This window comes from Nitratiruptor sp. SB155-2 (genome assembly GCF_000010325.1).
In the GTDB taxonomy this organism is placed as follows: Bacteria; Campylobacterota; Campylobacteria; order Campylobacterales; family Nitratiruptoraceae; genus Nitratiruptor.
Genome location: NC_009662.1, coordinates 1,600,284 through 1,622,944, shown reverse-complemented (window position 1 = coordinate 1,622,944; position 22,661 = coordinate 1,600,284). Strand labels below are relative to the sequence as shown.

The window sequence follows — 22,661 nt, the reverse complement described above, 5'->3', positions numbered from 1 at the left end:
ATATGTTGAGGGCACTTGCCCTCGTGTTCGTGTTGAATCTTTTCCTTTTTGCTGAACAAAACTTTATCCTGCTTAATGAAGGCATACTTCCTCAAAAAACGGTGAATAAAATCAACGAGATAGGCAACGAGGTTTTTAAAAAAACTGGTGTACGCATCTATCTGGCTGCTGTTAAGGAGATGAAAGGGAAAAAGATAGATGCTTTTGAAAAGAGCTTGTCCTCCAAGTTACAAGATCCATATATTCTGCTTACTCTATCTGTCAAAGAGCACAAAGTGGATATCATCAACTCTCCTTCACTTTCAAAAAGGTTCGATAAAGAGGAGATTTTAAGTCCATTGCCTTGGAAAGGCACTATCATTCCTATCTTAACTTCACATATGAAAAATCCAGACGCTGCGGTAGAAGCTGCCCTTCTCAACGGATACGCAGAAATCGCTGATCAAATTGCAAAAAGCTACGGCGTCAACCTGAAATCAAGCATAGGAAGTACAAATAGAGAGATCTATTATTGGTTGAGAGTGGTGTTTTATTCTATACTTGCACTGATTTTATTGAATTTTATCTATAGGAGATTTGTAAAAAAATGAATAAAAACTACTGGCCACACTTCATCATAGCTCTTGTAGTATTCGCTATTACTCTCGGTGTATGGACTGTAAAAACCGCTATCGACAATCCTGTTGAGCTAGATGAGTCTTTTATGATGAAGTACCAAGATGTGGACAAGAACTACTATAAAATTGAAGCAATGAAAAAGGCGTTTCATAAAAAATATGATGTAGTTCTGGTAACACAAAAACTTTCTTATCCAAACGCAATATTTGAGTTCAAAATACTCGACAAATCGGGAAGTCCCGTAAGCGATGCAAAGGTAACAGTACTTTTTACCAGACCAGAGACGTCAAAATTTGATAAGAAAACCAGTGCCATCTATAGAAATGGAGAATATATTACCGAGGTACAACTCCCTTTGGAAGGACGATGGAATATCGAATTGAAGATAGAAAAAGATGGTCTTGTAAACTACGAACTCTTCAAACTCTCTACACGACGAATAATTCAGCAGAAAAAACTTAAAAATAACTAAAATTAAGCAAAAATTAATAAAACGATGTGTACAATCACACTCATCAAATATGTAAAAGGGTAGTGCGCGATGAAGTTTACACGAATGGTAAAACCCAATGAGGTTGAAAGAAAATGGCATGTAATCGATGCTGAAGGGAAGACTTTCGGTCGACTCGTAACAGAAATTGCAACGCTTTTAAGAGGAAAACATAAACCAAACTATACTCCACATGTAGACTGTGGTGATTACGTTGTCGTTATCAATGCATCTAAAGTGAAAGTGAGCGGCAACAAAGAGAGTAAAGAGTATCATAGACACACCGGTTATTTTGGTGGGGTTAAAAGTGAAAAACTTGCAGAGCTTAGAGAGAAAAATCCAGAAAAACTTTTTAAACTAGCAACACGAGGTATGCTTCCAAAAACAAAACTTGGCCGAGCAATGCTCAAAAAACTCAAAGTATATCCGGGAAGCGAACATCCTCATACAGCACAAGTAAAGGGAAACTAAGATGAGTAGAATTTATGCAACAGGGAAGAGAAAGACGGCTGTAGCGAAAGTCTGGCTTACAAAAGGCAGTGGAAAAATCACAGTAAACGGCATGAGTTTGGATGAGTGGCTTGGGGGTCATGAAGCGTTGAAACTCAGAGTGCGACTCCCTTTGGCTCTTACAAAAATGAGCGAAAGTGTAGATGTGGTAGCTACAACGCTAGGCGGAGGATATTCAGCCCAAGCGGATGCGTTGAAACACGGTATCTCTAAAGCACTTTGTGCAATGGATGACAACTTGCGATCTGTTCTAAAACCACATGGCCTATTGACAAGAGATGCTCGGGTTGTTGAAAGAAAGAAATACGGAAAACACAAAGCAAGAAGATCTCCTCAGTTCTCAAAACGTTAATATACTTTTGGGACCTTTGGTCCCCATACTTTCAAAAGGGGCAGGATGCTCAAAGATATATCTCCTGAATATCTAAAAAAACTGAAAAATGAAGGCGTCGTACTTATCGATATTCGTACACCTATGGAATGGCAGCAGACTGGTGTAGTTCCAGGGTCGAAACTACTTACTTTCTTCGATGAGTTTGGTCGATATAATATCGATGCATTTATGGATGAGTTTCAAAAATTGGTGCCAACAAAAGATACTCCATTTGTTTTAATCTGTCGAACGGGAAGTAGAACTGCGACTGTTGGGAACTTTTTAGCCAATCAAATGGGATATACAAATGCAATGCATCTAGCAGGTGGTATTTACTCTTGGCATGCTGATGGCAACGAGTTTGAACCAATTTCTCAATGAGACCGTTTTTTTTACTGATTCTATCTTTCATTGTTCTTAACGCATCAGCACTCCACATGGCACTCGGTGCCAATCCAAGCCGAATCAACCCTATTTTAGCAACGGACAGTGCAAGCGGAGAGATTGCCGGATGGATATTTAATGGTCTTTTCAAATACGATAAAAATGGAAACGTTGTCGGTGATTTGGCAAAATCGTGGAAGTTTCTCACACCTACAAGATTATGGATTGAGCTGAGAAGAAATGTTGTATGGCATGATGGAAAACCGTTTACGGCGCAAGATGTTCTGTTTACCTATCAAACGATCACTTCTCCAAAGGTCTTTACCCCCTATTCGAGTGAGTTTCGGTATGTAGCCAATGTCAAAATAGTCGATCCATACCATCTTGTAGTGACATATAAAAAGCCTTATTACAAAGCATTGCAGACCTGGATGATAGGCATGTTGCCTGAGCATCTGCTGCGGCATGAAAAAAATCTAATGACCAGTAGATTCAATCAATCTCCTATTGGAACGGGTCCATATAGACTTGAAAAGTTTGAACATTCCGGCGAAATAGTGCTCAAAGCAAATGTGCACTATTTTGAGCATAAACCCTATATCGAAAAAATCTACTATCATTTTGTTCCCGATCCATCTACACAATTTTTGATGCTCAAATCGAAAAAACTGGATGTTGGTTCCCTATCACCTCTGCAACTGGAGCGCCAAATTGACAGCAACTTTAAAAAATATTACAACATTTACGAACAGCCAAGCCACGGCTATACCTACCTTGGGTTAAATCTCAAACGAAAAAAGTTTCAAGATGCCAGGGTTAGGCAAGCTATCAACCTTGCAATCGATAGGCAAGAGCTCATCGATATCCTCTTTTTTTCTCATGGCAAAGTTTGTACAGGTCCATTTATGCCAGGAACTTTTGCTTTCAACCCCGATATAAAACCGCCAAAAACTGATTTAGAGCGGGCAAAACGATTGTTAAAAGAGGCTGGATACGATAAGAAACATCCATTGCGTTTTGAAATAGCGACCAATTCGAACAACTCTATTCGGCTCTATGCAGCACAGATTATTCAATATCAACTTGCAAAGATCGGTGTCAAAGTTACGATTCGTGCTATGGAGTGGCAAGCTTTTTTAAATACTGTCGTCATTCCTAGAAAATTTGACACGATACTACTTGGATGGGGACTAGGGCTGACTCCGGATGCCTACTCTATTTGGCACAGTGATTCTGCAAAGATTGGTGGATTTAATCTCGTATCGTATAAAAATGCGATCGTGGATGCATTGATCAAAAAGGCAGAAAATACGATAGATCGTAAAAAACTATCGAAAATATATCAAAAAATCTTTGCACTTATCGTGCAAGACAATCCATACATCTTTTTATATATACCAAATACCATTACTGCAGTAAATGCTGCTATACGAAACGTTGAACCGTCAATCGTCGGTATCATGCATAACGAGATTGACTGGATAAAACCATGAAAAAATGCACAATTTTGTTTGATCTGGATGGCACGCTCATCGATTCGACTGAAGCTATTTTAGAGAGTTTTCATCATGCTCTTCGACGATGCAGCAATGTACAAGTCGAAGATGAAGATATTGTCAAACTGATTGGCCATCCCCTCGATTTTATGTTTGCCCATATAGGTGTAAAAAGCGGTATAGAGCAGTGTGTCGCGGCATATAAAGAACATTACCATTCTATCTTTACCAAAAAAACGAAACTGCTTCCCGATGCAAAAGAGGCAATACTGCAGGCCCATTCTTTTGCAAACTTGGCGATTGTTACGACGAAAACAGGGAAATATTCAAAAGAGCTTATGGCATTTTTTGGACTGGAAAACTACTTCTCCTGCATCATAGGGAGAGAAGATGTCATTCATCCAAAACCGCATCCAGAACCCCTTATCAAAGCGATAAAAAAAATTGATGCTTTAAAAGAGTATACCTGGATGGTGGGGGATACCTGTTTGGATATGGATGCAGCCAAACGAGCAGGTATTTCTTGCGTTGGTGTGACATGTGGATATGCGACAGACAGGCAACTGCAACGATGTTCTACCCATATTGCTTCTACAGCTTTGGAAGCTGTCGAACTCATACAAAAAACCTGTACATAATACCTTTTCATCTTGAAAAAAAATGGAACTTAACTCTTTAAGAGCCCTTTTATCTTATATTGGAGATAATAGACTCTAATATTGATTTAAGATGTGCTTGATTACAATTTGGTAACAAATCTCAAATAAGCAAAAAATAGGAGCTACTATGTTAGAAATCAGATGGCACAGCCGAGCGGGACAGGGAGCTGTTACTGGAGCGAAGGGGCTGGCTGACGTTGTGGCAAATACAGGAAAGTTTGTTCAAGCTTTTGCCTTTTATGGTTCAGCAAAACGGGGTGCTGCTATGACGGCATACAACAGAGTCGATGATGCACCAATTCTCAATCATGAAAAATTTATGAGACCGGATTATGTTTTGGTTATTGACCCGGGACTCACCTATACAGCTGACATTACAGCAAATGAAAAAGAGTCGACAAAATATATCATCACAACACACCTTTCCAAGGAAGAACTTATCAAGTCTCAGCCAAAATTGGAAGGAAAAGATGTCTATGTGGTCGACTGTATGCAGATCTCTCTTGACACTATCGGCCGGGCAATTCCAAATGCCCCAATGCTTGGTGCATTGATGAAAGTGTCCGGAATGTTCGAGTTGGACTATTTTCAAGAGGCTATGAAAAGAGTGCTTTCTAAATTCCCACAAAAAATTATTGATGCGAATATGGCCGCTATTGAGCGAGCATATAATGAAGTACACTAAAGGATAGGCGATGGCAAAAGATTTAAAAGAGATTAAAGACGTAGAAGAGATAAAAGATCTTGGATGGGATGAGCTGATTCCTGGAGCTGCACTCTTTTCTTTTACTGAACCTGTAGAAGATGTGGTTGAGGTTCCGTTAGACGAACGGCCTTACGCTCCCACAAACTCTCATGAGTGGCAAGTAGGTGATTGGCGTGTGGAGAAACCTGTATACAATCGAGATCTCTGCATCGACTGTCAGTTTTGCTGGGTATTTTGTCCCGATATCTCCATTTTGAGCCGTGACAAGAAGATGATCGGAATTATATATGAGCACTGTAAAGGATGCGGTATCTGTGTAGAGGTGTGTCCAACAAATCCTAAATCGCTTTTGATGTTTCCTGAACATATGGAAAACGATCAAGCACTGGCTCAGTGGCCGAAAAAAGAAGAGAAGAAGTAAAGGATAGCAAATGGCAAAAAAGTATGAATTAAATGAAGTAGAGGTTTGGGATGGAAATATGGCAGCCGCCCATGCGCTCAGACAAGCGCAAGTCGATATATTGGCTGCATATCCTATTACTCCTTCTACACCGATTGTTCAAAACTACTCCAAGTTTTTGGCAGATGGATATGTAGATGGTGAATTTATCATGGTTGAGTCTGAGCACTCAGCAATGAGTGGTTGTGTCGCTGCAAGTGCTGCAGGGGTAAGAGCAGCTACCGCGACAAGTTCACAAGGTTTTGCGCTCATGGTAGAGGTCCTCTATCAAGCAAGCGGGATGCGACTTCCTATTGTCTTGACGGTTGTCAATCGTGCGCTTGCGGCTCCATTGAACGTTAACGGGGACCACTCCGATATGTATCTTGGTCGGGATGCCGGATGGATCAATCTGTGTTCGTACAATCCGCAAGAAGCCTATGATTTGACCTTGATGGCTTTTAAAATCGGTGAAGATCTCAATGTCCGACTTCCTGTGATGGTACATCAAGACGGTTTTATCTGTTCTCATACTGCTCAAAACGTACGACCCCTTCAAGATGAAGAAGCACAAGAGTTCGTAGGAGAGTATAAGGCGGTTAATTCCATGCTCGATGTTGCAAATCCTGTAACACACGGTGTGCAAACGGAAGAGGATTGGCACTTTGAACACAAAGCGAGACAGCATAACGACTTGATGAATTCATTTGATACGATCAAAAAAGTTTTCAATGAATTTAAAGAGAGAACCGGCAGAGAATATGATCTTGTATATACCTATAAAATGGATGATGCGGATGTGGCTATCTTTGCGCTTGGGACGACAGTTGAGAGTGCGAGAATCGCAGCTGACGAGATGCGTCAACAAGGGATTAAAGCTGGAGTCGTTAGTTTAAGAGTTCTTCGCCCATTCCCATTTAAAGAGGTTGCACAAGCTCTGGACAATGTCAAGGCTGTAGCAGCTATGGATAGAAGTGCTCCTGGTGGAACATTTGGTGCACTTTTCAACGAAATCAGTGCCACTATGCTTGCACATGGAAAATCGCCGATAGTGCTCAACTACATCTATGGACTTGGCGGACGAGATACTACAATTGATATGCTTAAAGGTGTGTATGAAGATCTTGACAAGTGTGCGAAAGCTGGCGAGGTAGTTGTGCCATTGCAACAGTTCTTGGGACTTAGAGGTCCGAAGCTATCGTTTTATTAAGAGGGGGAAGAGATGGTAAAAAAGATTAAAAACTTAAAAGAGTTTTCACTCTCAAATGACAGGTTTGAAGGTGCAAACCTGATGTGTCCAGGATGTTCACATAACATTATCGTTCGAGAAGTTTTGAATGCAACGGATGATCCTGTAATCGTAGCGACTGCTACCGGTTGTTTAGAAGTGTGTACGGCAGTCTACCCAAAAACGAGTTGGGATGTGAGCTGGATCCATATCGGATTTGAGAATGCTGCTGTCGCAGCTGCAACTGTCAGTGCAGCCTATGAAGTGATGAAGAAAAAAGGAAAACTCCCACCAGCTACACAGAAAATGGTTGAGGAAGGTAGAGAGCCTAAAATCGTTGCATTTGCTGGAGACGGTGGAACATACGATATCGGTTTTCAGTCTTTAAGTGGAGCTTTTGAACGAGGTCACAACTTTATGTATGTCTGTCTCGATAACGAAGTGTATGCAAACACTGGAGGACAGAGAAGTTCTTCTACGCCGATCGGCGCAAGTACTACGACAAGTCCGGCCGGAAGTGTAAGTTATGGTGAGAAAATGATGAAAAAGAGCATGGTAGAAATCATGGCAGACCATGGTGCACCATATGTTGCGCAGGTGAGTCCAAGCAAATGGAAAGATTTGGTCAAGAAAGTGCAAAAAGGTTTCGAGGTGTATGGTCCTGTTTACATTAACGCGCAAAGTGCTTGTACGACAGAGTGGAAACATGCTCCAGAAGATACGATCGAAGTGAGTGATCTTGGCGTAGACAGCTGTGTATGGCCATTGTATGAAATCATCAATGAGCGTGACGAGCATGGAATCATCTACAGTACTAAACTCAACATCACATATAGACCAAAAAACAAGATACCGGTAGAGGAGTATCTTGCAGCACAACCAAGATTTCGACACCTTTTCAAACCGGAAAACAGACACATTATCGATCTATGGCAAAAAGCTGTGGATGCGCGATGGGAATATCTACAAAGAAGAGAAGAGGCAGGAGTATAAATCCTTCTCCTCTTCATATATGATGATGAATAGCGAAAACTTCTTTCAGCATATAAAGGCATCATTGGAACAAGAGGTCAAACGGTTCGAATGTATCGGTTCACGATATGATATATCCTACTGTATTTTGCTAATCTATCATGAATCACAAGACGACATATCACATCTTATCCTTTCCAACATCCGCTGTGCGGATAGTTTTATGAAAATCGATGAGCACCATTATGCTGTTGTCTTTTTTTCCAATAGAGAAGATTCCTACTCTATACTTGCAAATAAACTGATGTTTTCCATAGAGAGCGAGTCAGTAGGGAAAACTTCTATTGGGGCTGCATGCAGCAATTTTGAAGATAACGTTATTTTAGCGGCTGTTCAAAATGTGATAGAAGCAAAAAGTTTAGATTACAATACAATAATTGATTAAGGAAAATAATGCCACTACTTGAGAGTTTTACCGTAGATCATACGAAAATGCCCGCACCTGCAGTTCGGCTCGCCAAAGAGATGCAGACACCAAAAGGTGATGAGATTACCGTTTATGACCTTCGATTTTGTCACCCCAATAAAGAGATTATGAGTGTTAAAGGAACACACACCTTAGAGCATCTGTTTGCCGGTTTTATGCGGGATCACCTCAACTCTGATACAGTTGAAATTATCGATATTTCACCGATGGGATGTCGGACCGGATTTTATATGAGTGTCATCGGAAGACCCAGTGCACTGGATGTAGCGCAAGCGTGGGAAAAAAGTATGCGCGATATTTTAGCGCTCAAAAGCATAGAAGAGATCCCGGAACTCAATGTCTATCAATGCGGTAGCTGCTATATGCATTCACTCAATGAAGCCCAAAAAATTGCCAAACATATCGTAGAAAACGGGATAGGTATTATGGATAATAAAGAGTTGAAGCTCGATTTACATTCCATCGATATCCACAAATGTGATGTAGACCCAAGCAGTGTTCGCATCATAGGAGAGTAGATGCTGATCGTCGTTCCAACAAAGGAGTTTGCAGGAGAAGACTCAAAAATCTCTACCGTGACAGAGGCACACACCTTTGTTTTCGTACAACTTGGTGAAGGTATGCAAATCGAAGCAATCCACGAGAAACCTACGTTTGAGAATGAGCTGTTTGACTATATTGTTTCTCCGGATAAAAACGATAATTTGGATGAGGCCTTTGATCTGGGAGCAAGAGCATTGCTTGCAAGAAAAGGAATGAGTATCGAAGAGATTGTAGAAGCGATGATGTTTCGGGAACTAGATGAGATTGTGTAGATGGATTATGAATTAAAAAAAACTGCTGATGGCAGCTTTACGCTCTATTCCAAAGAGTATGACGAGTGCTATCACAATATCCATGATGGAGCGCTAACAGAAGCGCTTCAAAAACATATTCTACCCGCATTTTCATATTCGGAAAAAAAGCATCTCAATATTTTGGATATCTGTTTTGGCCTCGGTATCAATACATTGGCTACGCTTGACTATTTTTTGCATCAAAACAGAGTCGAATCCATTTCCATTTATTCTCCTGAACTGGATGAAAATCTTTTAAATCAGCTTCCTTCCTTTCACTACCCCAAACAGCTTGAACGCTATAAAGATATTTTGAAACAATTGATCCAAAATGGAAAAGTCGAACTCCCTCTTGTTGTATTGGAACTGTTTAAAGGGGATGCAAGATCCTATATTAAAAAACTCAAAGATATCGATATAGTCTATCAAGACGCTTTCAGCCCCAAGAAAAATCCGGAGTTGTGGACCCTGGAGTATTTTCAAGAATTGTATCAAGCGATGAGTGCAGAGGGCATTCTTACCACATACTCCATCGCCACTCCGGTTCGTCTCGGTTTGTGGGAGGCGGGATTTATCATCTATGAAAAAAGTTTTGAAAATATCAAAAAAATGACCATAGCGAGTAAGAAAGAGCTTGATTTGCCGAAAGTGGATATGGCTTTGAAACAGAAGCGCTCCACTTCACGACCTTTGAGAGATAGCGATGTGGAAGAAGCATAGACTCTACTATCTTTTTTTGATTCTTTTCGTCATACTTATTGTATTGAATATTGCCTCTTTTCAAGAGTTTTTTATCAAAAGATTTACCAGTGAAATTACCAAGGTAATTGATGCGGAGATCGAGAATAAACTCAATGCCACTTCGACCATGGCTATCACGATAGCACAAAGTAGCGATGCAAAAAACTATATACATACTCGCGAAGACTTTCTCTATTTCAAACAACTTCCATTCTATTACAGGAAATTTACCAAATTTAAGAATATAAAAATTTACGTTATCGATCGCAATGGGAACATTATCTTTTCTCCTGTCCCTAAAAAACGGTATAAAAAAATGACAGAACCGCTTTATGTGAAAAAACCGGTATTTAACGATACATGGATTGATTGTAGAGGATTGCATCTTATCTCCTACGCTTCAGTGACAGACTACAATAAACATCTAGAAACGATAGGCTATATAGCCGTTGAAAGTCAATTCAACTCTATCAGTAAAAATTTGAAAAAGATAGGTGTCGATTCGATTGCCGTGTTGGATAAAGATATCGCAAGCAAATCGATACGTCTACCCCATCATATAGAAAATTACAAGATTTTAAACCTTGAATGGAGTGAAGAGTTTATTGATGATTTGAAGGAGATTGGAGTAGAAAACATTATAACCTCGAAAACACCGATTATCCACTGGTTCCATCTTTTTTATCGTTACCCGATCAAAGATAGAGAAGGATTCGTGCATGGATGGATCCTTTTTTCCACATCTTTGGATAAACTCTTTTTGGATTTTGTAACACCAAAGCTTGCACTTGAAAATATCCTTCTTATACTTACTTTTATCCTGTTGATCTATTTCAACGAAAAATCGAAATACTCTATTGTCAAAGATCAAGCAGACTATTATCATGAGATTTTGGATAACTTCAAAGAAGCGATTATCATTTTTGAAGGATACAAAGTTAAATATATCAATCGTGCAGTTTTTGACTATCTTGGAAAAAGCGATCTGGAAGATGTTGAAAAGAGTTTTGGCGATGAATGGCAGGTATACATTCTTAAAGATGGAAAAAGAAAGATGATGAGTTGGAAGCATTTCATCGATACAATATGCCAAACAAAAGAGTGTATCCTGCAGATTGATATTATGGATAAACGCTACTTTTTTCAAGTAATTGGCAAAAAGATAAAAGAGAATGATTGCGTAGCCGTTTTTCTTGATATAACCGATACATACAGGAGCATGGAGGAGCTGCAAGAGATTGCCTATAAAGATCCGTTGACCGGAGTATACAATCGAACCCTTTTACAAGATATCATACACAATATACTTAGAATCAAAAGAAAAGATGAGCATCTCATTCTTGCTTTGGTGGACATTGACCATTTTAAAAAAATCAACGACGAATTTGGACACGATACAGGTGATGAGGTTTTGCAATTTGTGGCTCAAACGATAAAAAAGAGGCTTCGAAGCGAAGATTATGTTTTTCGTATCGGTGGAGAGGAGTTTTTGATTGTAATGAAAACAAGAAGTATAGAAAAAGTTTTGCTCATATTGCAGTCCATACGGAGATATTTTGCATCACACCCTGCGCAAAAACTGAAAAAACCTGTTACAATCAGTATAGGCGTAACGGAATATAAACCATACGAGAGTTTTAAACAGGCGTTCAAAAGAGCAGACGAAGCGCTGTATGAAGCAAAAAGAAGCGGAAGAAATCGCTTGATTTACAAAGGAGTAGAAGATGATCAGTGATCAGTTAAAACGTATTATGCTCAATATCGCACGCATTGCGATTAAAGAGGAGTTTATGGGCCATAAAGAGTTAAACGACGATGTCAAACAAAGACTCATTGCAATGCATCCAGAGCTTGCCAAACCGGGAGCCGTTTTTGTAACGATAAATGAGCGAAGCTCACTGAGAGGCTGTATAGGATCTCTTGTAGCTCATAGGCCACTCATCGATGATTTGATCGAAAATGCAAAAGCTGCAGCGTTTGGTGATCCGAGATTTCCCCCTTTGAGCCCGGAAGAGTTTGATAAAATCACTATCGAAATCTCGCTACTGAGTGAACCAAAACCTCTGGAATATCGTGATATTGAGGATTTACGGGCAAAAATCAGGCCGGGCATCGATGGAGTTGTACTAAAACTGGACGGCAGACAAGCTACTTTTTTACCTCAGGTATGGGAGGAGCTGAATGATTTTGATCAGTTTTTTGCCCATCTTTGTATGAAAGCGGGATTGCCTGCAAATTGCCTTGCTTATCATCCTGAAATTTTTGTCTATCAGGTAGAAAAGTTTAGTGAAGAGGATTTTCAAGGGTGAATCTGTTTGAATACGAGCTTCCCAAGGAAGATGAAACATTTACGACTCTCTATAAACGGGGATCTTTGGAGATCGTTCGCATTGTCAGTGCCTCTTTGAAAGAAGAGAAAAAGTTTTGTGATGAAAGAGATGAATGGGTTGTTCTTTTACAAGGTGAGGCCACCTTGCGTATGCGAGAGGAGGTGTTTTGTTTAAAGGCAGGGGATACCCTTGTGATCCCGGCAAATACTCCTCATACATTAACAAGTGTGAGTAAAGGAGCGTTGTGGCTTGCCGTGCATTATGATCCTAAAAAGTGTGAATGATTTTGTAAATCGGGCCTTTTGGGGTTAAATGACTACGAATAAGATGGAGTTTTGGCTCAATTGATCCTAGATGATTGCCCTCCATTTGGCGAATGTTTTGAAGAAATTTATCAAAGTTATGTACTTTTTTGATTCTGCATAAAGTGACATGTGGTATAAAAGGCTTTTTGGGTTTTATACCGAGCCTGGAAATGATTTCTTGATGGAGCTCAAACAAAGATTTTTCCATCGTTTTGGCAAAAAGAATTTTTGGAGGATGACCGAAAAAGCCAAGATGATTCATACCTATCTTTTTTTCAGGTTTGGCAATGCCTTCAAGTTTCTCTATGATAGGTTGTGGTGTAGGTATATCTCCCAAAAAAAGATAGGTAAGATGGATATTATGCTTCTCAACCCATTTGCCTTCTACAAATGAGAATTTTTCCTTGATGAGTCCATAATAGTTGATCGTCGCAAAAGAGCCTAAAAAAAGTCTCATACTATTTCCTTATCCAGGAAGTCCATCAGCTCTTGGGCTCAATAACCATTTATTGTATCGCACTATATATAAAATAAAGGGAGCTATCCAAAAAAGAGTAGAGACAAAATAAAGTAGTTGTGCATTCTCAGGATAAAAAGCAACAGCACTTCTAAAGATTGCTGCAATTACTATCGATAGAGTACCTAAACAGATAAGAAAATCTCTTGCTTTTGCAATGTCTCTTCCGGTATGGACAATCGTAACGACAATCATAACCACATAAAACGAAAGTGTCCAAGCACCAGTTGTGAGCATATGAAGTAAATCTCCGTTAAATAGCTTCATTCCGCTTAAATAGTTATAGCCAATAAGTCCATAGCCAATTGCTATGAGAATTGGAATAAGCTCCAATGAGAAAATGAGTTTTTTAAAAAGAATGTTTGTCTCTTCATAGTTGATAAAATCATTTAAAATCGCCAAAGCGGCACTGGCTGTGCCTAAAGCAACCCAGCCTAAGGCTCTGTTTTGTGGGAAGAAAAACTCAAGTGCGCTAAAAAGAGCTATCATAAAAATCGTCAGATTGTATGCTGGAGGCCGTGCAAAAAAGATCTCTTCATACCCTTCATGTTCTAAAATCTCATTAACAGCTTCTGTGTTGACTCTGCGAAGCGCAAGAATGATAAGAACCAAAAAAACTCCAAGACAGAGCTTTAAAATATCTAATGGATCTGTTTCAACAACTCCAGCAACACTTAAAAAAAACCAGATTTGCATAATCTGCACAGCTATGAAAGTGTAAGCGATACTGACATGGCGTTTTGCTGGGTCTTTGAAGATCGGTTTTGCTACCAATATCGTAAGCCATGCAAAAAGAATGATATTGACAATCGCTGCCGGATAGACTCCAATAACTCCCATTAGCCAAAATGTAACTCTTCCTACAATCCAAAGCCCAAAAAGAGCGGCCAGTTTTTTGCCAACGATCGGAACGGTTCCTGGAAAAAGCTCGGGAGCTCCTGTGAGAATAAAGGCAGTCATTCCTAAAAATCCAACCCCAAAAAGCATCTCATACACATGCCAACTCATGCCATCTGCAATAAATGGCAAAGCAATGTAGCCGTTGTAGTAAAGTACCCAAAGAATGATGGAAAGAATCATATAAGGAGGCATCAGTAAAAACGCCGGGCGAAATCCATAGGCAAGATATATGGGGATATTCCCTTTGGGATATGATTCGTAATGTTTCGTTGCTGCCATATTTACTCCAGCTCAAATGTTTCAATAATATAAGGATCTTTTAGCAGTTTTGCAGTTTTGCTATACACATACATATCATCTCTTTTGTTTTGTGGAATATCGAGTGTAAAGGTCTTTACGATTCTGCCAGGATCTGGTTCGAGCACAAAAATCTTGTCGCTCAGTCTCACTGCTTCCATTAAGTCATGGGTTATGAAAAAAATCGTAATTGCTTTTTTTGTAATGAGTTCAATCAAATGATTTTGCAGCTCCCTTTTGAGACCAATATCCAAAGCAGAAAAGGGCTCATCTAAAAAGAGAAGCTTGGGCTTTGTTACAAGGGCTCTGGCAAAGGAGACTCTTTGACTCATTCCGCCACTAAGCTCTTTTGGAAACTTTTCAAAATCATCCTCTTCCAAATCAAACTTCAAAGCAATCTCTTTTGCTCTTTTTATACGCTCTTTTTTAGGCACTCCTTGAGCCTTCAGACCGAAAGCGATATTGTCAAGCACATTTTTCCATGGAAGCAGTCTTGGATCTTGAAAGGCGATTGCCTGGGTTTTGAAGCTATTTTCAATGGTTCCTTCTTGTCTATCCAAAAGACCCGCACATAGTCTAAGAAGCGTTGTTTTTCCTCCGCCACTAGGACCTACAACTGAAACTACCTCTCCTTCATGTATCTCAAAACTGATATCCTCAAGAATTGTTTTATACCCAAAAGAAAATGTCAGATGCTCTACCTTTAATCTCGCCATTTTTCTACTTCTTTTTTAATAGGTTCCAAAAAGATATACTCCACAATCATCAAAAGAGCAATCATAATGACAACAAGTGCAAGAGCTGTTTTTGTATCAAGCTGACTTCTAGCCATCGCCAAAGCTGCGCCAATTCCGTCACTTGTAGCCAAAAGCTCAGCCATCACAACAATCTTCCAAGCCATTCCAAGGGCGCTTACCCAAGAGGGAAAAATATATGAGAAGATATGAGGAAGATAGATATCGGTAAATTTCATCAGTTTTGGCACTTTAAAAGTATCTGCCATCTCTTCAAATTTATCCTCTAATGTCCTGGTTCCTTGCAAGGCTCCAATAAATACTATCGGCATTGATGCTACAAATACGGTAAACTCTACCGTCATATCACCCATGCCAAACCAGATCATTGCCAAAACGATCCAGGCAATCGGTGGCATTCCCATTAAGATTGTAATAATTGGTCGGCTTGCAACTGAGGCAGTGATAAAAAAACCGGCTATCAAGCCAAGGATCGTTCCAATAGTAAGCGAAAGTCCAAATCCGACAATGACTCTATCGATGGTAATAGAGAGATTGTCTAAAAACTCTTTGTCCTTAAAAAGCTCCAATACAGTTTGAAAGCTTTGCAAAGGGGAGGGCAAGATCATATCTCCATAGATCTGATTGCCCACATCCCAAGCAGCGATAAAAAGAAAAATCGCAGCTATGGAGCCCCAGCCGCCCCATAGGAATTTGGGAAAATCTTTGATGATTTTTTTAAGTGCGTCCATCAGTAGTAAAACTCCTCATCAGGAAGTTTCCCGCCAATAATCTTTGGACTTTGCTCTTTGAGTTTCTCAAAGAAAAATTCAATATCTTTTTTTGCTTCTTTTGCCGGAACTACTTGCATTTTTACATGGCTAATGGAGTCCGCCACAGCTTCAGGCGTAAACATCTTTACATATTTTACAACCAATTTTCCTGCTTCTTTTGGATGGCTTTTATACCACTGCATAGCTTTTTCATACGCTTTTTCAAAAGCTTTAATGACTTCTTTGTTTTCTCTCATCTCTCCAATGACTGCTATTCCAGCTTGTGGAATTTTAGCTTCTGTTTTAAAAGCCTTTGCCCACTCTTTTTGTAAATCTATTCCTCGATAAAGCTCTGGCGCAATGATGCTAACTGGAAAAGAGTGGGTTTTTCTTAGCACCATCGATGCTGCCGGCTCTGGCAAGAGGGCATTGTCTTGGCGGCGCATAATAAGCTGACTTGCTGCATCCATCGGATTGGAAACGTAAATGAGATGGATATCTTTATTGCTTAATTTTTTTTGCTTCATAATGGCTCTTAAAACAATATCTGGCATATCACCTCGCCAGGGTACAAGAAGCGATTTTCCCTTTAGTTTTTCAAGAGTGTTTATATTTTTATCCCGGACTAAAATATGCAAAATCCCCCAAATTGAAACATTGAGCAGTTTAATTGGCTGATTTTTGTTATATAAAATGGATGCCACATTTGTTGGCACCGCAACAAAATCAACCTCTTTATTGATAATCATTGCCCTTAACTGATCCGGGTTTTTCCAAAGACGAAACTCAATCATTTTTGCATACTTTTTCAAAGCACCGCTTTCAATCATACGAAAAATAGGATGCGAAACATTAGCTGCAGGTCCTGCTATGACGATTTTATCCAGTTTGGCATCATTGGCACTTACAATTAATAAAGTTGCAAGAAATAAAACAATCTTTTTCAACATTTTTCTTCCTTTCAAAATAGATATCCAATACGAAATACAACTCGTCTCTTTTCAAGAGGTTGATATTCTTTGAGATTGTAGTGTGCTAAGAAACTCACCCCCCACTCCTATATGCAGTTTTGGTTTATTAAATGGCAAAAATTCAATTTGAGGGGTAATATATCCAGCGCTTCCGCTAAAGGCTTTAAAAGGGAGTTTTGAGCGAAGCATTGGATTGGTGTCACTTCCCATATTCGTTTTAGAATTATACTTGAAATTGTATTCAATCCCTATATTAAAATTTTTTGTTATTGCTTTTGTTGTTCCTATATCAAATGTAATTTCATTCCCAAAGTCATAGTCATGTTTTGCTTTTGGACGATAAGTATACATAGTATGGGCATCTACTCTCCAGGTAGGTTCAAACATTTTTGAAAAACCTAATACTAATTTATATTCAGCTCCACCGGTTCCAGGCTGTGTTGGCAATGGTGTAGCAATATTTTGTGCAAAAGGAGGAGCCTTTTTAAACCCTTTGTCTGTTTTACCTGTAGGCAGTTTCACTCCAGCTTCAATAGCTACTTGATAGCCATATTGTCTCATTGGCATCAAAACATATTTTCCAATGATTGCTATATCGCTAACTCCGCTATTGTCAATTGCTACATCATTGGTTCCAAGTTGTGCAGTTGCTTTAACCTGTTTATAGGGGAACACGAAACGGATATCACCATTTTTGATGATTCCATGACGAAATACCAAAAGTGTCATATTTGCTGTAGCATCTAAGTTTTCTTTATTTTGTAACTTCATGTGTGCCATCAAACATATGTTTTCGCTGAAAGTAGATATGTTTCATAGCCATTTTCAGTTTGCCTTCTGGTACTACCATAGCACCGTCTTTTGAGTTGATACCGGGGATGACTTGTGCAAAAAGAGTAAAAGAACAGATAAAAGGAATTATGGTAAGTAATCTTATATTCATTAGTTGCCTCCATTTTTTGCTTTTATTATATAAATAGCCAAAGCTTCTAAAAGAATTTTTTTTGCTTTTTTATCTGTTTTCCCTACAGTCATCTCATCTCCTTCGAAATTTGAAATATGAAAATAATTATCAAAATAATATTACAGCCCAACTTAATCGTTTATTAAATTGATTATCGTTATCAATTTAAGACGCAAACAAGAAAGTTTCTTTATAATTACTGAGAACGATATTCATTATCTTTAAAGGAGTGTATTGTGGGAGTTTTACTGATAGGTGCAGATAAAATTAAGCATATAAAATCGACTCTTTATGAAATGGGAGCAACAAAAGTAGTACATTTCGATTGTAGAAAGAAAAATTTTCACAAAAAAATACCATCTGATATAGATATGGTGATTTTTATTACAGAATATCTGGCTCATAGTAAAATGGAAAGTTTTAAAAAAGAGGCAAAAAAGAGAAATATCCTTACTGTTTATTCAAAATACAATAAAAATGAGTTGATCAAGAAAATACAAACGGTAATGAGAATGTAAAATGATGATTTTTGTTCTTATTTCAAAAATATGCACAAATAGAAGAATTTATTACTTACAAAGGAGAGTGAATGTTAAAAAGCATGTTTAAACAAATACGAAAATATTTCTATAAATACTCAAAAATAAATAGCATTTATGCAATAAATAAAAAATAGGAGGAATTTTTTCTTTTTGTTAGAATAGGGCTTGGAATCTTTCGATCAATTCCCAATTGAGAGAAGTTTTTTTATTAAAAAGATGGAAAAGATATCTTGCAAACATATCTGTTTCGATATTGACTCTGCGTCCCACAGTATAGGTGCCAAAGAGTGTCTCTTTGAGGGTGATGGGTATGATGGTGAGCCTGAAGGAGTCCTCGTGGACTTCGTTGACTGTGAGGCTCACGCCATCAACAGTAATACTTCCTTTAGGGATGACAAACTTGATGTACTCTCTTGGAATTTTGATCAAAAAATCGGTGGAGTTGGTTCCAGGTTTAATAGAGATAATTGTGCCGAGAGTGTCGATATGTCCCTGGACAATATGTCCCTCCAACCTGTCGCTTAAACGCATCGCCGGTTCGATATGGACGCGCTCTTTGTAGTTTTCCAAAGCGATAACGTTTCTTGTTTCATCGCTGAGTTCCACTTCGAAGCCGTCACGGTAGAGCTTCGTTACACTCAAACATGCACCGTTGACGGCAATGGAATCACCGATCTTAGGTCTATATTTTGCTTTGAGTCTCAGATGTTTGCCGTCAAATTGTGAGACGGTTGCTATTTCTCGAATGAGGCCTGTGAACATAGTAGCTCTTTTTGTTTCAATTCTTGAAGATTTTTGATACTATCTTGTCGCAAGTTTAATCTCTCTTAAGTTTTGTATAATTATAACAAAGATAAAACGGAGCAATGTATGAAATTTGACGTAATAGTCATTGGCGGAGGACATGCCGGTATCGAAGCGGCACTGGCCAGTGCCCGTATGGGAATGAAAACGCTGATGATTACTATCTTGGCTGAGCAAATTGGTGCTGCAAGCTGCAATCCGGCGATCGGAGGTTTGGCAAAAGGGCATCTTGTCAAAGAGATAGATGCTCTTGGAGGTCAGATGGGACTGACCACTGATAAAACAGGAATTCAGTTTCGTATCCTCAACGCTTCCAAAGGTCCAGCTGTGCGAGGAAGCAGGGCGCAGATCGATATGGACAGATATCGTATCATGATGCGAACCATTGTACTCAACACTCCAAATCTGGAAGTGCGGCAAGAGATGGTGGACAGGCTCCTCATCAAAGGAGATGCAGTTGTTGGTGTAGAGACCAATCTCAAAAACGTGTACCATGCCAAAAAAGTGATTGTGACTACTGGTACTTTTTTGCGAGGGCTGATCCATATTGGAGAAATTAAACAAGAAGCGGGACGGGCCGGAGAGTTTGCTTCCAATGCATTGAGCGATTCACTCAAAAGTCTGGGACTCAGGCTTGGAAGGCTCAAAACCGGTACATGTGCAAGAATCGATGCGAAGACCATCGATTTTAGCAGAATGGAAGTGCAACCGGGTGATGAAAATCCTATTCCGTTTAGTTTCAGAACCGATCGAAAACGTTTCAATCCCACACAGCTTCCATGCTACATCACCTATACCAATGAACGAACCCATGAGATCATTGAATCCAATTTTCACAGAGCTCCTCTCTTTACGGGGCAGATAGAAGGGGTCGGGCCAAGGTACTGTCCAAGTATCGAAGATAAGATCTATCGTTTTCGTGACAAAGAGCGTCACCACATCTTTGTAGAACCTCAGACGCTTGAAGCAACGGAGTATTACATTAATGGTATGAGTACTTCCTTGCCGCCTGATGTACAGCTGGAGATGATACGAAGTGTCAAAGGATTGGAACACGCTGAGGTTGTTCGGTACGGATATGCGATTGAGTACGATTTTGTGGATCCCACACAACTCAAACACACATTGGAAACCAAATCGATCAAAAATCTCTACTGCGCCGGGCAGATCAACGGAACCACAGGATACGAAGAGGCAGCGGCTCAAGGATTGATGGCAGGTATCAATGCGGCTTTGGCGATAAAAGAACAAGAGCCGTTGATTCTTGGCAGAGATGAAGCCTATATTGGCGTATTGATCGATGATTTGGTCACAAAAGGGACAAAAGAGCCTTATAGAATGTTTACAAGCAGGGCCGAATTTCGACTGCTTCTTCGGGAAGACAACGCCGATCTTCGTCTCATGCCATATGGTCATAAACTTGGCCTGGTAGATGAAGAGACCTATATGAAAATGATCAGGAAAAAAGAGCAGATTGAAAAAGGATTGGATCTGTTAAAAAACAGTTTCATCACTCCAAACAAAGAGACGTTAGAACTCTTGAGCAGTCTTGAAGAAGGAAAAATAACCGATAAAACGGCTCTTGTCAATGTAGTGGCTCGTCCAACTTTCACCATGGAAAAACTTGAGGTATTGGTGCCCGAGATACAAGAGTTCAGTGAAGAAGCAAAAGAGCAGATTTTGATAGAAGCCAAATATCACCAATATATTCAGATGCAAAAAGAGCAGATCGAAAAGATGCATGAACTGATGAATGTGAAAATTCCCGAAGACCTCGATATCGATGCGATCAGTGGACTGAGCAATGAAGTCAAAGAGAAACTCAAAGCACACAAACCGCCAACGCTTTTTGCGGCGAGTCAGATTAGCGGTATCACACCTGCGGCAATCGAGATTTTACATATCTATATCAAGATGCATCAAAAAAGGAGAGTGACTAAATAAATTCAACAAAAAGCAAATTTTGAACACTATACAAGAGCTAAAATTTGCAAACGCTAAAGCGCCTTACGGGTTAAGTGCAATTTTTTAACGCTCTTGTTTCGTTAAAATTTGCTATTGTTTCATTCTAATTAGCCACTTTCTAAAAAGGAAAAAAATCATGACAATCTACTTTTATGCCCATACCGACAATCGAACGGGACTTGATCGACTTCGAAGAAGTGCTGCACTGGCAAAAGAGTTGCAAAAAGAATATGAGGTCTATTTCATGACTACAGAGTTTCGATCAGCCACCTATGCAAAACAGATGCTTGGGATTAAAAAGGCTGTAGGGATTGAAGATTTTAGAAACGTAGGCACCATCTGTGAGCGTGGTGATATTCTCATCTACGATAGTGATGAACACAACGAGGCGATCCATCAAGAGATGATCGATTATTTTGGGAAATTTATTCGTATCTCCTATGATCCAAAGGATCTCCCAAAAGTGGGTGAAATACTCATCTCTCCCTATATCGTAGGAGAAAACATCATCAACGGCATCTTGGTTGATATGGTCTATTTTAAAGACAGTGAAAAATCGATCGATAAGCTTTTCTTTTACGGAGATAGCGACTATGAAAAGAGAATGCTTGAAATCGCTCCTAAATTAAAAGATTTTCAGATGGAGTTTTTGGAGGGATTTTACTTTTTTGTCGACATGGAAGAAAGACTTGCTCCTTTTTTTACAACATATCACTCCTATGAAGAGTATCAGGAATTTATACAGGCTGCACGAACGTTCCTCTCTTTCTCTCCCCAAAGTGCATTGGAGGCCGTTGCAGCAGGTGCAAAAACGATCTATATACAATCCAAAGAGGATGATGCGTATCTCTCCATACTCGAACGAGCCGGGATAAAAAATCTTGGATACTTCGATGTTACCCATCTTCAAGAGGCACTTCTGAGCACATCTGTTCCAAACAAAGCATATCTCCAAAGCCTTAGTGTCGAAAAAGTGGCAAAGAGACTATCAGAGTATCTTAAAAGCAACTCTTAAGTAAAAGATAACTTAATTTTATATTTTCTTAAATGTTTGTATATTAAAATTACTTGACCAAAAATCTATAAAAGGATTGTCTATGGCAAACAGCAGACGTGACTTCCTTGGAATGGTGTTCGGTGGATTCGCTGGAGCTGGCGGTTTGGCGGCTCTTTATGCGATGAAGCGTACATGGGACCCATTGCCAAGCGTTATGGCAGCAGGATTTACTACAGTAGACCTCTCTCCTATGAAAGAGGGTGAACTACGTACAGTAACATGGCGAGGAAAGCCTATCTTCATTCTCAAAAAGCCACCTGAAGAGAACTGTCACACTATACCTGATGAGACAAAAAAACGTCTTGTTAAAGTGGGAGACAGCGAGTATCTTGTGATGATTGGGCTTTGTACGCATCTTGGATGTATCCCTTCTTGGGAACCGGACAAGAAGATTTTTCACTGTGCGTGTCATGGTGGGGAATATGATGCATGTGGTGTCAATACGTTCGGTCCTCCTCCAAGACCTATGGATATTCCTCCTTTTAAAATTGAAGGAACGAAATTGGTGCTTGGTGAAGAGGGTCCAGAGTATAAAAAAATGGTCGGTAAAGCGTAAGGAGCGG

General features: G+C 39.5%; 30 protein-coding genes. 22 read left to right on the top strand and 8 right to left on the bottom strand.

Going from position 1 to position 22,661, the window contains the following annotated elements:
• Nucleotides 1-2 precede the first annotated feature (2 nt).
• The 18 genes from NIS_RS08580 to NIS_RS08495 all read left to right on the top strand — a co-directional run bounded on the left by NIS_RS08580 (nucleotide 3) and on the right by NIS_RS08495 (nucleotide 12,553).
• Nucleotides 3-590: a TPM domain-containing protein gene (locus NIS_RS08580; protein ID WP_012082981.1), complete on the top strand. Its 588-nt coding sequence runs from the start codon at nucleotides 3-5 to the stop codon at nucleotides 588-590.
• Nucleotides 587-1,090 (top strand): FixH family protein, encoded by a 504-nt coding sequence (locus NIS_RS08575; protein ID WP_012082980.1) that lies wholly within the window; start codon nucleotides 587-589, stop codon nucleotides 1,088-1,090. The genes NIS_RS08580 and NIS_RS08575 overlap by 4 nt, the downstream gene beginning before the upstream one ends.
• A gap of 69 nt (nucleotides 1,091-1,159) precedes the next feature.
• Nucleotides 1,160-1,579, top strand: coding sequence for a 50S ribosomal protein L13 (gene rplM, locus NIS_RS08570; RefSeq protein ID WP_012082979.1), 420 nt, complete (start codon nucleotides 1,160-1,162; stop codon nucleotides 1,577-1,579).
• A 1-nt stretch (nucleotide 1,580) separates the two neighbouring features.
• Nucleotides 1,581-1,970: a 30S ribosomal protein S9 gene (rpsI, locus tag NIS_RS08565; RefSeq protein ID WP_012082978.1), complete on the top strand. Its 390-nt coding sequence runs from the start codon at nucleotides 1,581-1,583 to the stop codon at nucleotides 1,968-1,970.
• Nucleotides 1,971-2,015: 45 nt separating this feature from the next.
• Nucleotides 2,016-2,372 (top strand): rhodanese-like domain-containing protein, encoded by a 357-nt coding sequence (locus NIS_RS08560; RefSeq protein ID WP_012082977.1) that lies wholly within the window; start codon nucleotides 2,016-2,018, stop codon nucleotides 2,370-2,372.
• A 56-nt stretch (nucleotides 2,373-2,428) separates the two neighbouring features.
• Nucleotides 2,429-3,868 (top strand): peptide-binding protein, encoded by a 1,440-nt coding sequence (locus NIS_RS08555; protein WP_197524222.1) that lies wholly within the window; start codon nucleotides 2,429-2,431, stop codon nucleotides 3,866-3,868.
• Nucleotides 3,865-4,509, top strand: coding sequence for an HAD family hydrolase (locus NIS_RS08550; protein ID WP_012082975.1), 645 nt, complete (start codon nucleotides 3,865-3,867; stop codon nucleotides 4,507-4,509). Before NIS_RS08555 ends, NIS_RS08550 begins: the two co-directional genes overlap by 4 nt.
• A gap of 148 nt (nucleotides 4,510-4,657) precedes the next feature.
• Complete coding sequence (locus NIS_RS08545) at nucleotides 4,658-5,215, top strand: pyruvate flavodoxin oxidoreductase subunit gamma (RefSeq protein WP_012082974.1); 558 nt, start codon at nucleotides 4,658-4,660, stop codon at nucleotides 5,213-5,215.
• Nucleotides 5,216-5,225: 10 nt separating this feature from the next.
• Nucleotides 5,226-5,657, top strand: a complete 432-nt coding sequence (locus tag NIS_RS08540; protein ID WP_012082973.1) for a 4Fe-4S dicluster-binding protein — start codon at nucleotides 5,226-5,228, stop codon at nucleotides 5,655-5,657.
• A gap of 10 nt (nucleotides 5,658-5,667) precedes the next feature.
• Complete coding sequence (locus tag NIS_RS08535; RefSeq protein ID WP_012082972.1) at nucleotides 5,668-6,885, top strand: 2-oxoacid:ferredoxin oxidoreductase subunit alpha; 1,218 nt, start codon at nucleotides 5,668-5,670, stop codon at nucleotides 6,883-6,885.
• Nucleotides 6,886-6,897: 12 nt separating this feature from the next.
• Nucleotides 6,898-7,896, top strand: a complete 999-nt coding sequence (locus NIS_RS08530) for a thiamine pyrophosphate-dependent enzyme (RefSeq protein ID WP_012082971.1) — start codon at nucleotides 6,898-6,900, stop codon at nucleotides 7,894-7,896.
• Nucleotides 7,850-8,320, top strand: coding sequence for a hypothetical protein (locus NIS_RS08525; protein ID WP_041354068.1), 471 nt, complete (start codon nucleotides 7,850-7,852; stop codon nucleotides 8,318-8,320). The genes NIS_RS08530 and NIS_RS08525 overlap by 47 nt, the downstream gene beginning before the upstream one ends.
• An 8-nt stretch (nucleotides 8,321-8,328) precedes the next feature.
• A complete protein-coding gene (gene luxS / locus NIS_RS08520; RefSeq protein WP_012082970.1) occupies nucleotides 8,329-8,880 on the top strand; it encodes an S-ribosylhomocysteine lyase in 552 nt (183 codons plus the stop codon).
• Nucleotides 8,881-9,177, top strand: a complete 297-nt coding sequence (locus tag NIS_RS10250; RefSeq protein ID WP_012082969.1) for a hypothetical protein — start codon at nucleotides 8,881-8,883, stop codon at nucleotides 9,175-9,177.
• Complete coding sequence (locus NIS_RS08510; RefSeq protein ID WP_012082968.1) at nucleotides 9,178-9,918, top strand: tRNA (5-methylaminomethyl-2-thiouridine)(34)-methyltransferase MnmD; 741 nt, start codon at nucleotides 9,178-9,180, stop codon at nucleotides 9,916-9,918.
• Nucleotides 9,902-11,674, top strand: a complete 1,773-nt coding sequence (locus NIS_RS08505; protein ID WP_012082967.1) for a GGDEF domain-containing protein — start codon at nucleotides 9,902-9,904, stop codon at nucleotides 11,672-11,674. Before NIS_RS08510 ends, NIS_RS08505 begins: the two co-directional genes overlap by 17 nt.
• The gene (gene amrA / locus NIS_RS08500) at nucleotides 11,664-12,248 is read left to right on the top strand and encodes an AmmeMemoRadiSam system protein A (protein WP_012082966.1); all 585 of its coding nucleotides are present in this window, start codon (nucleotides 11,664-11,666) and stop codon (nucleotides 12,246-12,248) included. The genes NIS_RS08505 and amrA overlap by 11 nt, the downstream gene beginning before the upstream one ends.
• Entirely contained in the window at nucleotides 12,245-12,553 is a 309-nt protein-coding gene (locus NIS_RS08495; protein ID WP_012082965.1) for a cupin domain-containing protein, read from the top strand. The genes amrA and NIS_RS08495 overlap by 4 nt, the downstream gene beginning before the upstream one ends.
• On the opposite strand, the gene thpR is transcribed toward NIS_RS08495, so the two are convergent.
• From thpR to NIS_RS08460, 7 genes are read right to left on the bottom strand one after another with little or no spacing between them, the layout of a single operon-like run.
• Nucleotides 12,537-13,031, bottom strand: a complete 495-nt coding sequence (gene thpR / locus NIS_RS08490; RefSeq protein ID WP_012082964.1) for an RNA 2',3'-cyclic phosphodiesterase — start codon at nucleotides 13,029-13,031, stop codon at nucleotides 12,537-12,539. The genes NIS_RS08495 and thpR overlap by 17 nt on opposite strands.
• 9 nt (nucleotides 13,032-13,040) lie before the next feature.
• Nucleotides 13,041-14,270 carry an NnrS family protein gene (locus NIS_RS08485; protein WP_012082963.1) on the bottom strand — a complete coding sequence of 410 codons (1,230 nt, stop codon included), beginning with the start codon at nucleotides 14,268-14,270 and terminating at the stop codon, nucleotides 13,041-13,043.
• A 2-nt stretch (nucleotides 14,271-14,272) separates the two neighbouring features.
• Nucleotides 14,273-15,004 (bottom strand): ABC transporter ATP-binding protein, encoded by a 732-nt coding sequence (locus tag NIS_RS08480; RefSeq protein WP_012082962.1) that lies wholly within the window; start codon nucleotides 15,002-15,004, stop codon nucleotides 14,273-14,275.
• Nucleotides 14,992-15,774 (bottom strand): ABC transporter permease, encoded by a 783-nt coding sequence (locus NIS_RS08475; RefSeq protein ID WP_012082961.1) that lies wholly within the window; start codon nucleotides 15,772-15,774, stop codon nucleotides 14,992-14,994. The genes NIS_RS08480 and NIS_RS08475 overlap by 13 nt, the downstream gene beginning before the upstream one ends.
• Nucleotides 15,774-16,745, bottom strand: coding sequence for an ABC transporter substrate-binding protein (locus NIS_RS08470; RefSeq protein ID WP_012082960.1), 972 nt, complete (start codon nucleotides 16,743-16,745; stop codon nucleotides 15,774-15,776). The genes NIS_RS08475 and NIS_RS08470 overlap by 1 nt, the downstream gene beginning before the upstream one ends.
• Nucleotides 16,746-16,796: 51 nt before the next feature.
• Nucleotides 16,797-17,537 carry a transporter gene (locus NIS_RS08465; protein ID WP_041354067.1) on the bottom strand — a complete coding sequence of 247 codons (741 nt, stop codon included), beginning with the start codon at nucleotides 17,535-17,537 and terminating at the stop codon, nucleotides 16,797-16,799.
• A complete protein-coding gene (locus NIS_RS08460; protein ID WP_041354066.1) occupies nucleotides 17,521-17,709 on the bottom strand; it encodes a hypothetical protein in 189 nt (62 codons plus the stop codon). Before NIS_RS08460 ends, NIS_RS08465 begins: the two co-directional genes overlap by 17 nt.
• A 257-nt stretch (nucleotides 17,710-17,966) precedes the next feature.
• On the opposite strand from NIS_RS08460, the gene NIS_RS08455 reads away from it, so the two are divergent.
• Nucleotides 17,967-18,248 carry a DUF2325 domain-containing protein gene (locus NIS_RS08455; RefSeq protein ID WP_012082959.1) on the top strand — a complete coding sequence of 94 codons (282 nt, stop codon included), beginning with the start codon at nucleotides 17,967-17,969 and terminating at the stop codon, nucleotides 18,246-18,248.
• A gap of 177 nt (nucleotides 18,249-18,425) precedes the next feature.
• Here NIS_RS08455 and NIS_RS08450 read toward each other — a convergent pair whose 3' ends face one another.
• Entirely contained in the window at nucleotides 18,426-19,034 is a 609-nt protein-coding gene (locus tag NIS_RS08450; protein ID WP_012082958.1) for a riboflavin synthase, read from the bottom strand.
• A gap of 108 nt (nucleotides 19,035-19,142) precedes the next feature.
• On the opposite strand from NIS_RS08450, the gene mnmG reads away from it, so the two are divergent.
• The 3 genes from mnmG to petA all read left to right on the top strand — a co-directional run bounded on the left by mnmG (nucleotide 19,143) and on the right by petA (nucleotide 22,654).
• Nucleotides 19,143-21,020 (top strand): tRNA uridine-5-carboxymethylaminomethyl(34) synthesis enzyme MnmG, encoded by a 1,878-nt coding sequence (gene mnmG / locus NIS_RS08445; RefSeq protein WP_012082957.1) that lies wholly within the window; start codon nucleotides 19,143-19,145, stop codon nucleotides 21,018-21,020.
• 157 nt (nucleotides 21,021-21,177) lie between these two features.
• Nucleotides 21,178-22,056 carry a hypothetical protein gene (locus tag NIS_RS08440; protein WP_012082956.1) on the top strand — a complete coding sequence of 293 codons (879 nt, stop codon included), beginning with the start codon at nucleotides 21,178-21,180 and terminating at the stop codon, nucleotides 22,054-22,056.
• A gap of 76 nt (nucleotides 22,057-22,132) precedes the next feature.
• Nucleotides 22,133-22,654, top strand: a complete 522-nt coding sequence (gene petA, locus NIS_RS08435; RefSeq protein WP_012082955.1) for a ubiquinol-cytochrome c reductase iron-sulfur subunit — start codon at nucleotides 22,133-22,135, stop codon at nucleotides 22,652-22,654.
• Nucleotides 22,655-22,661: the final 7 nt, after the last annotated feature.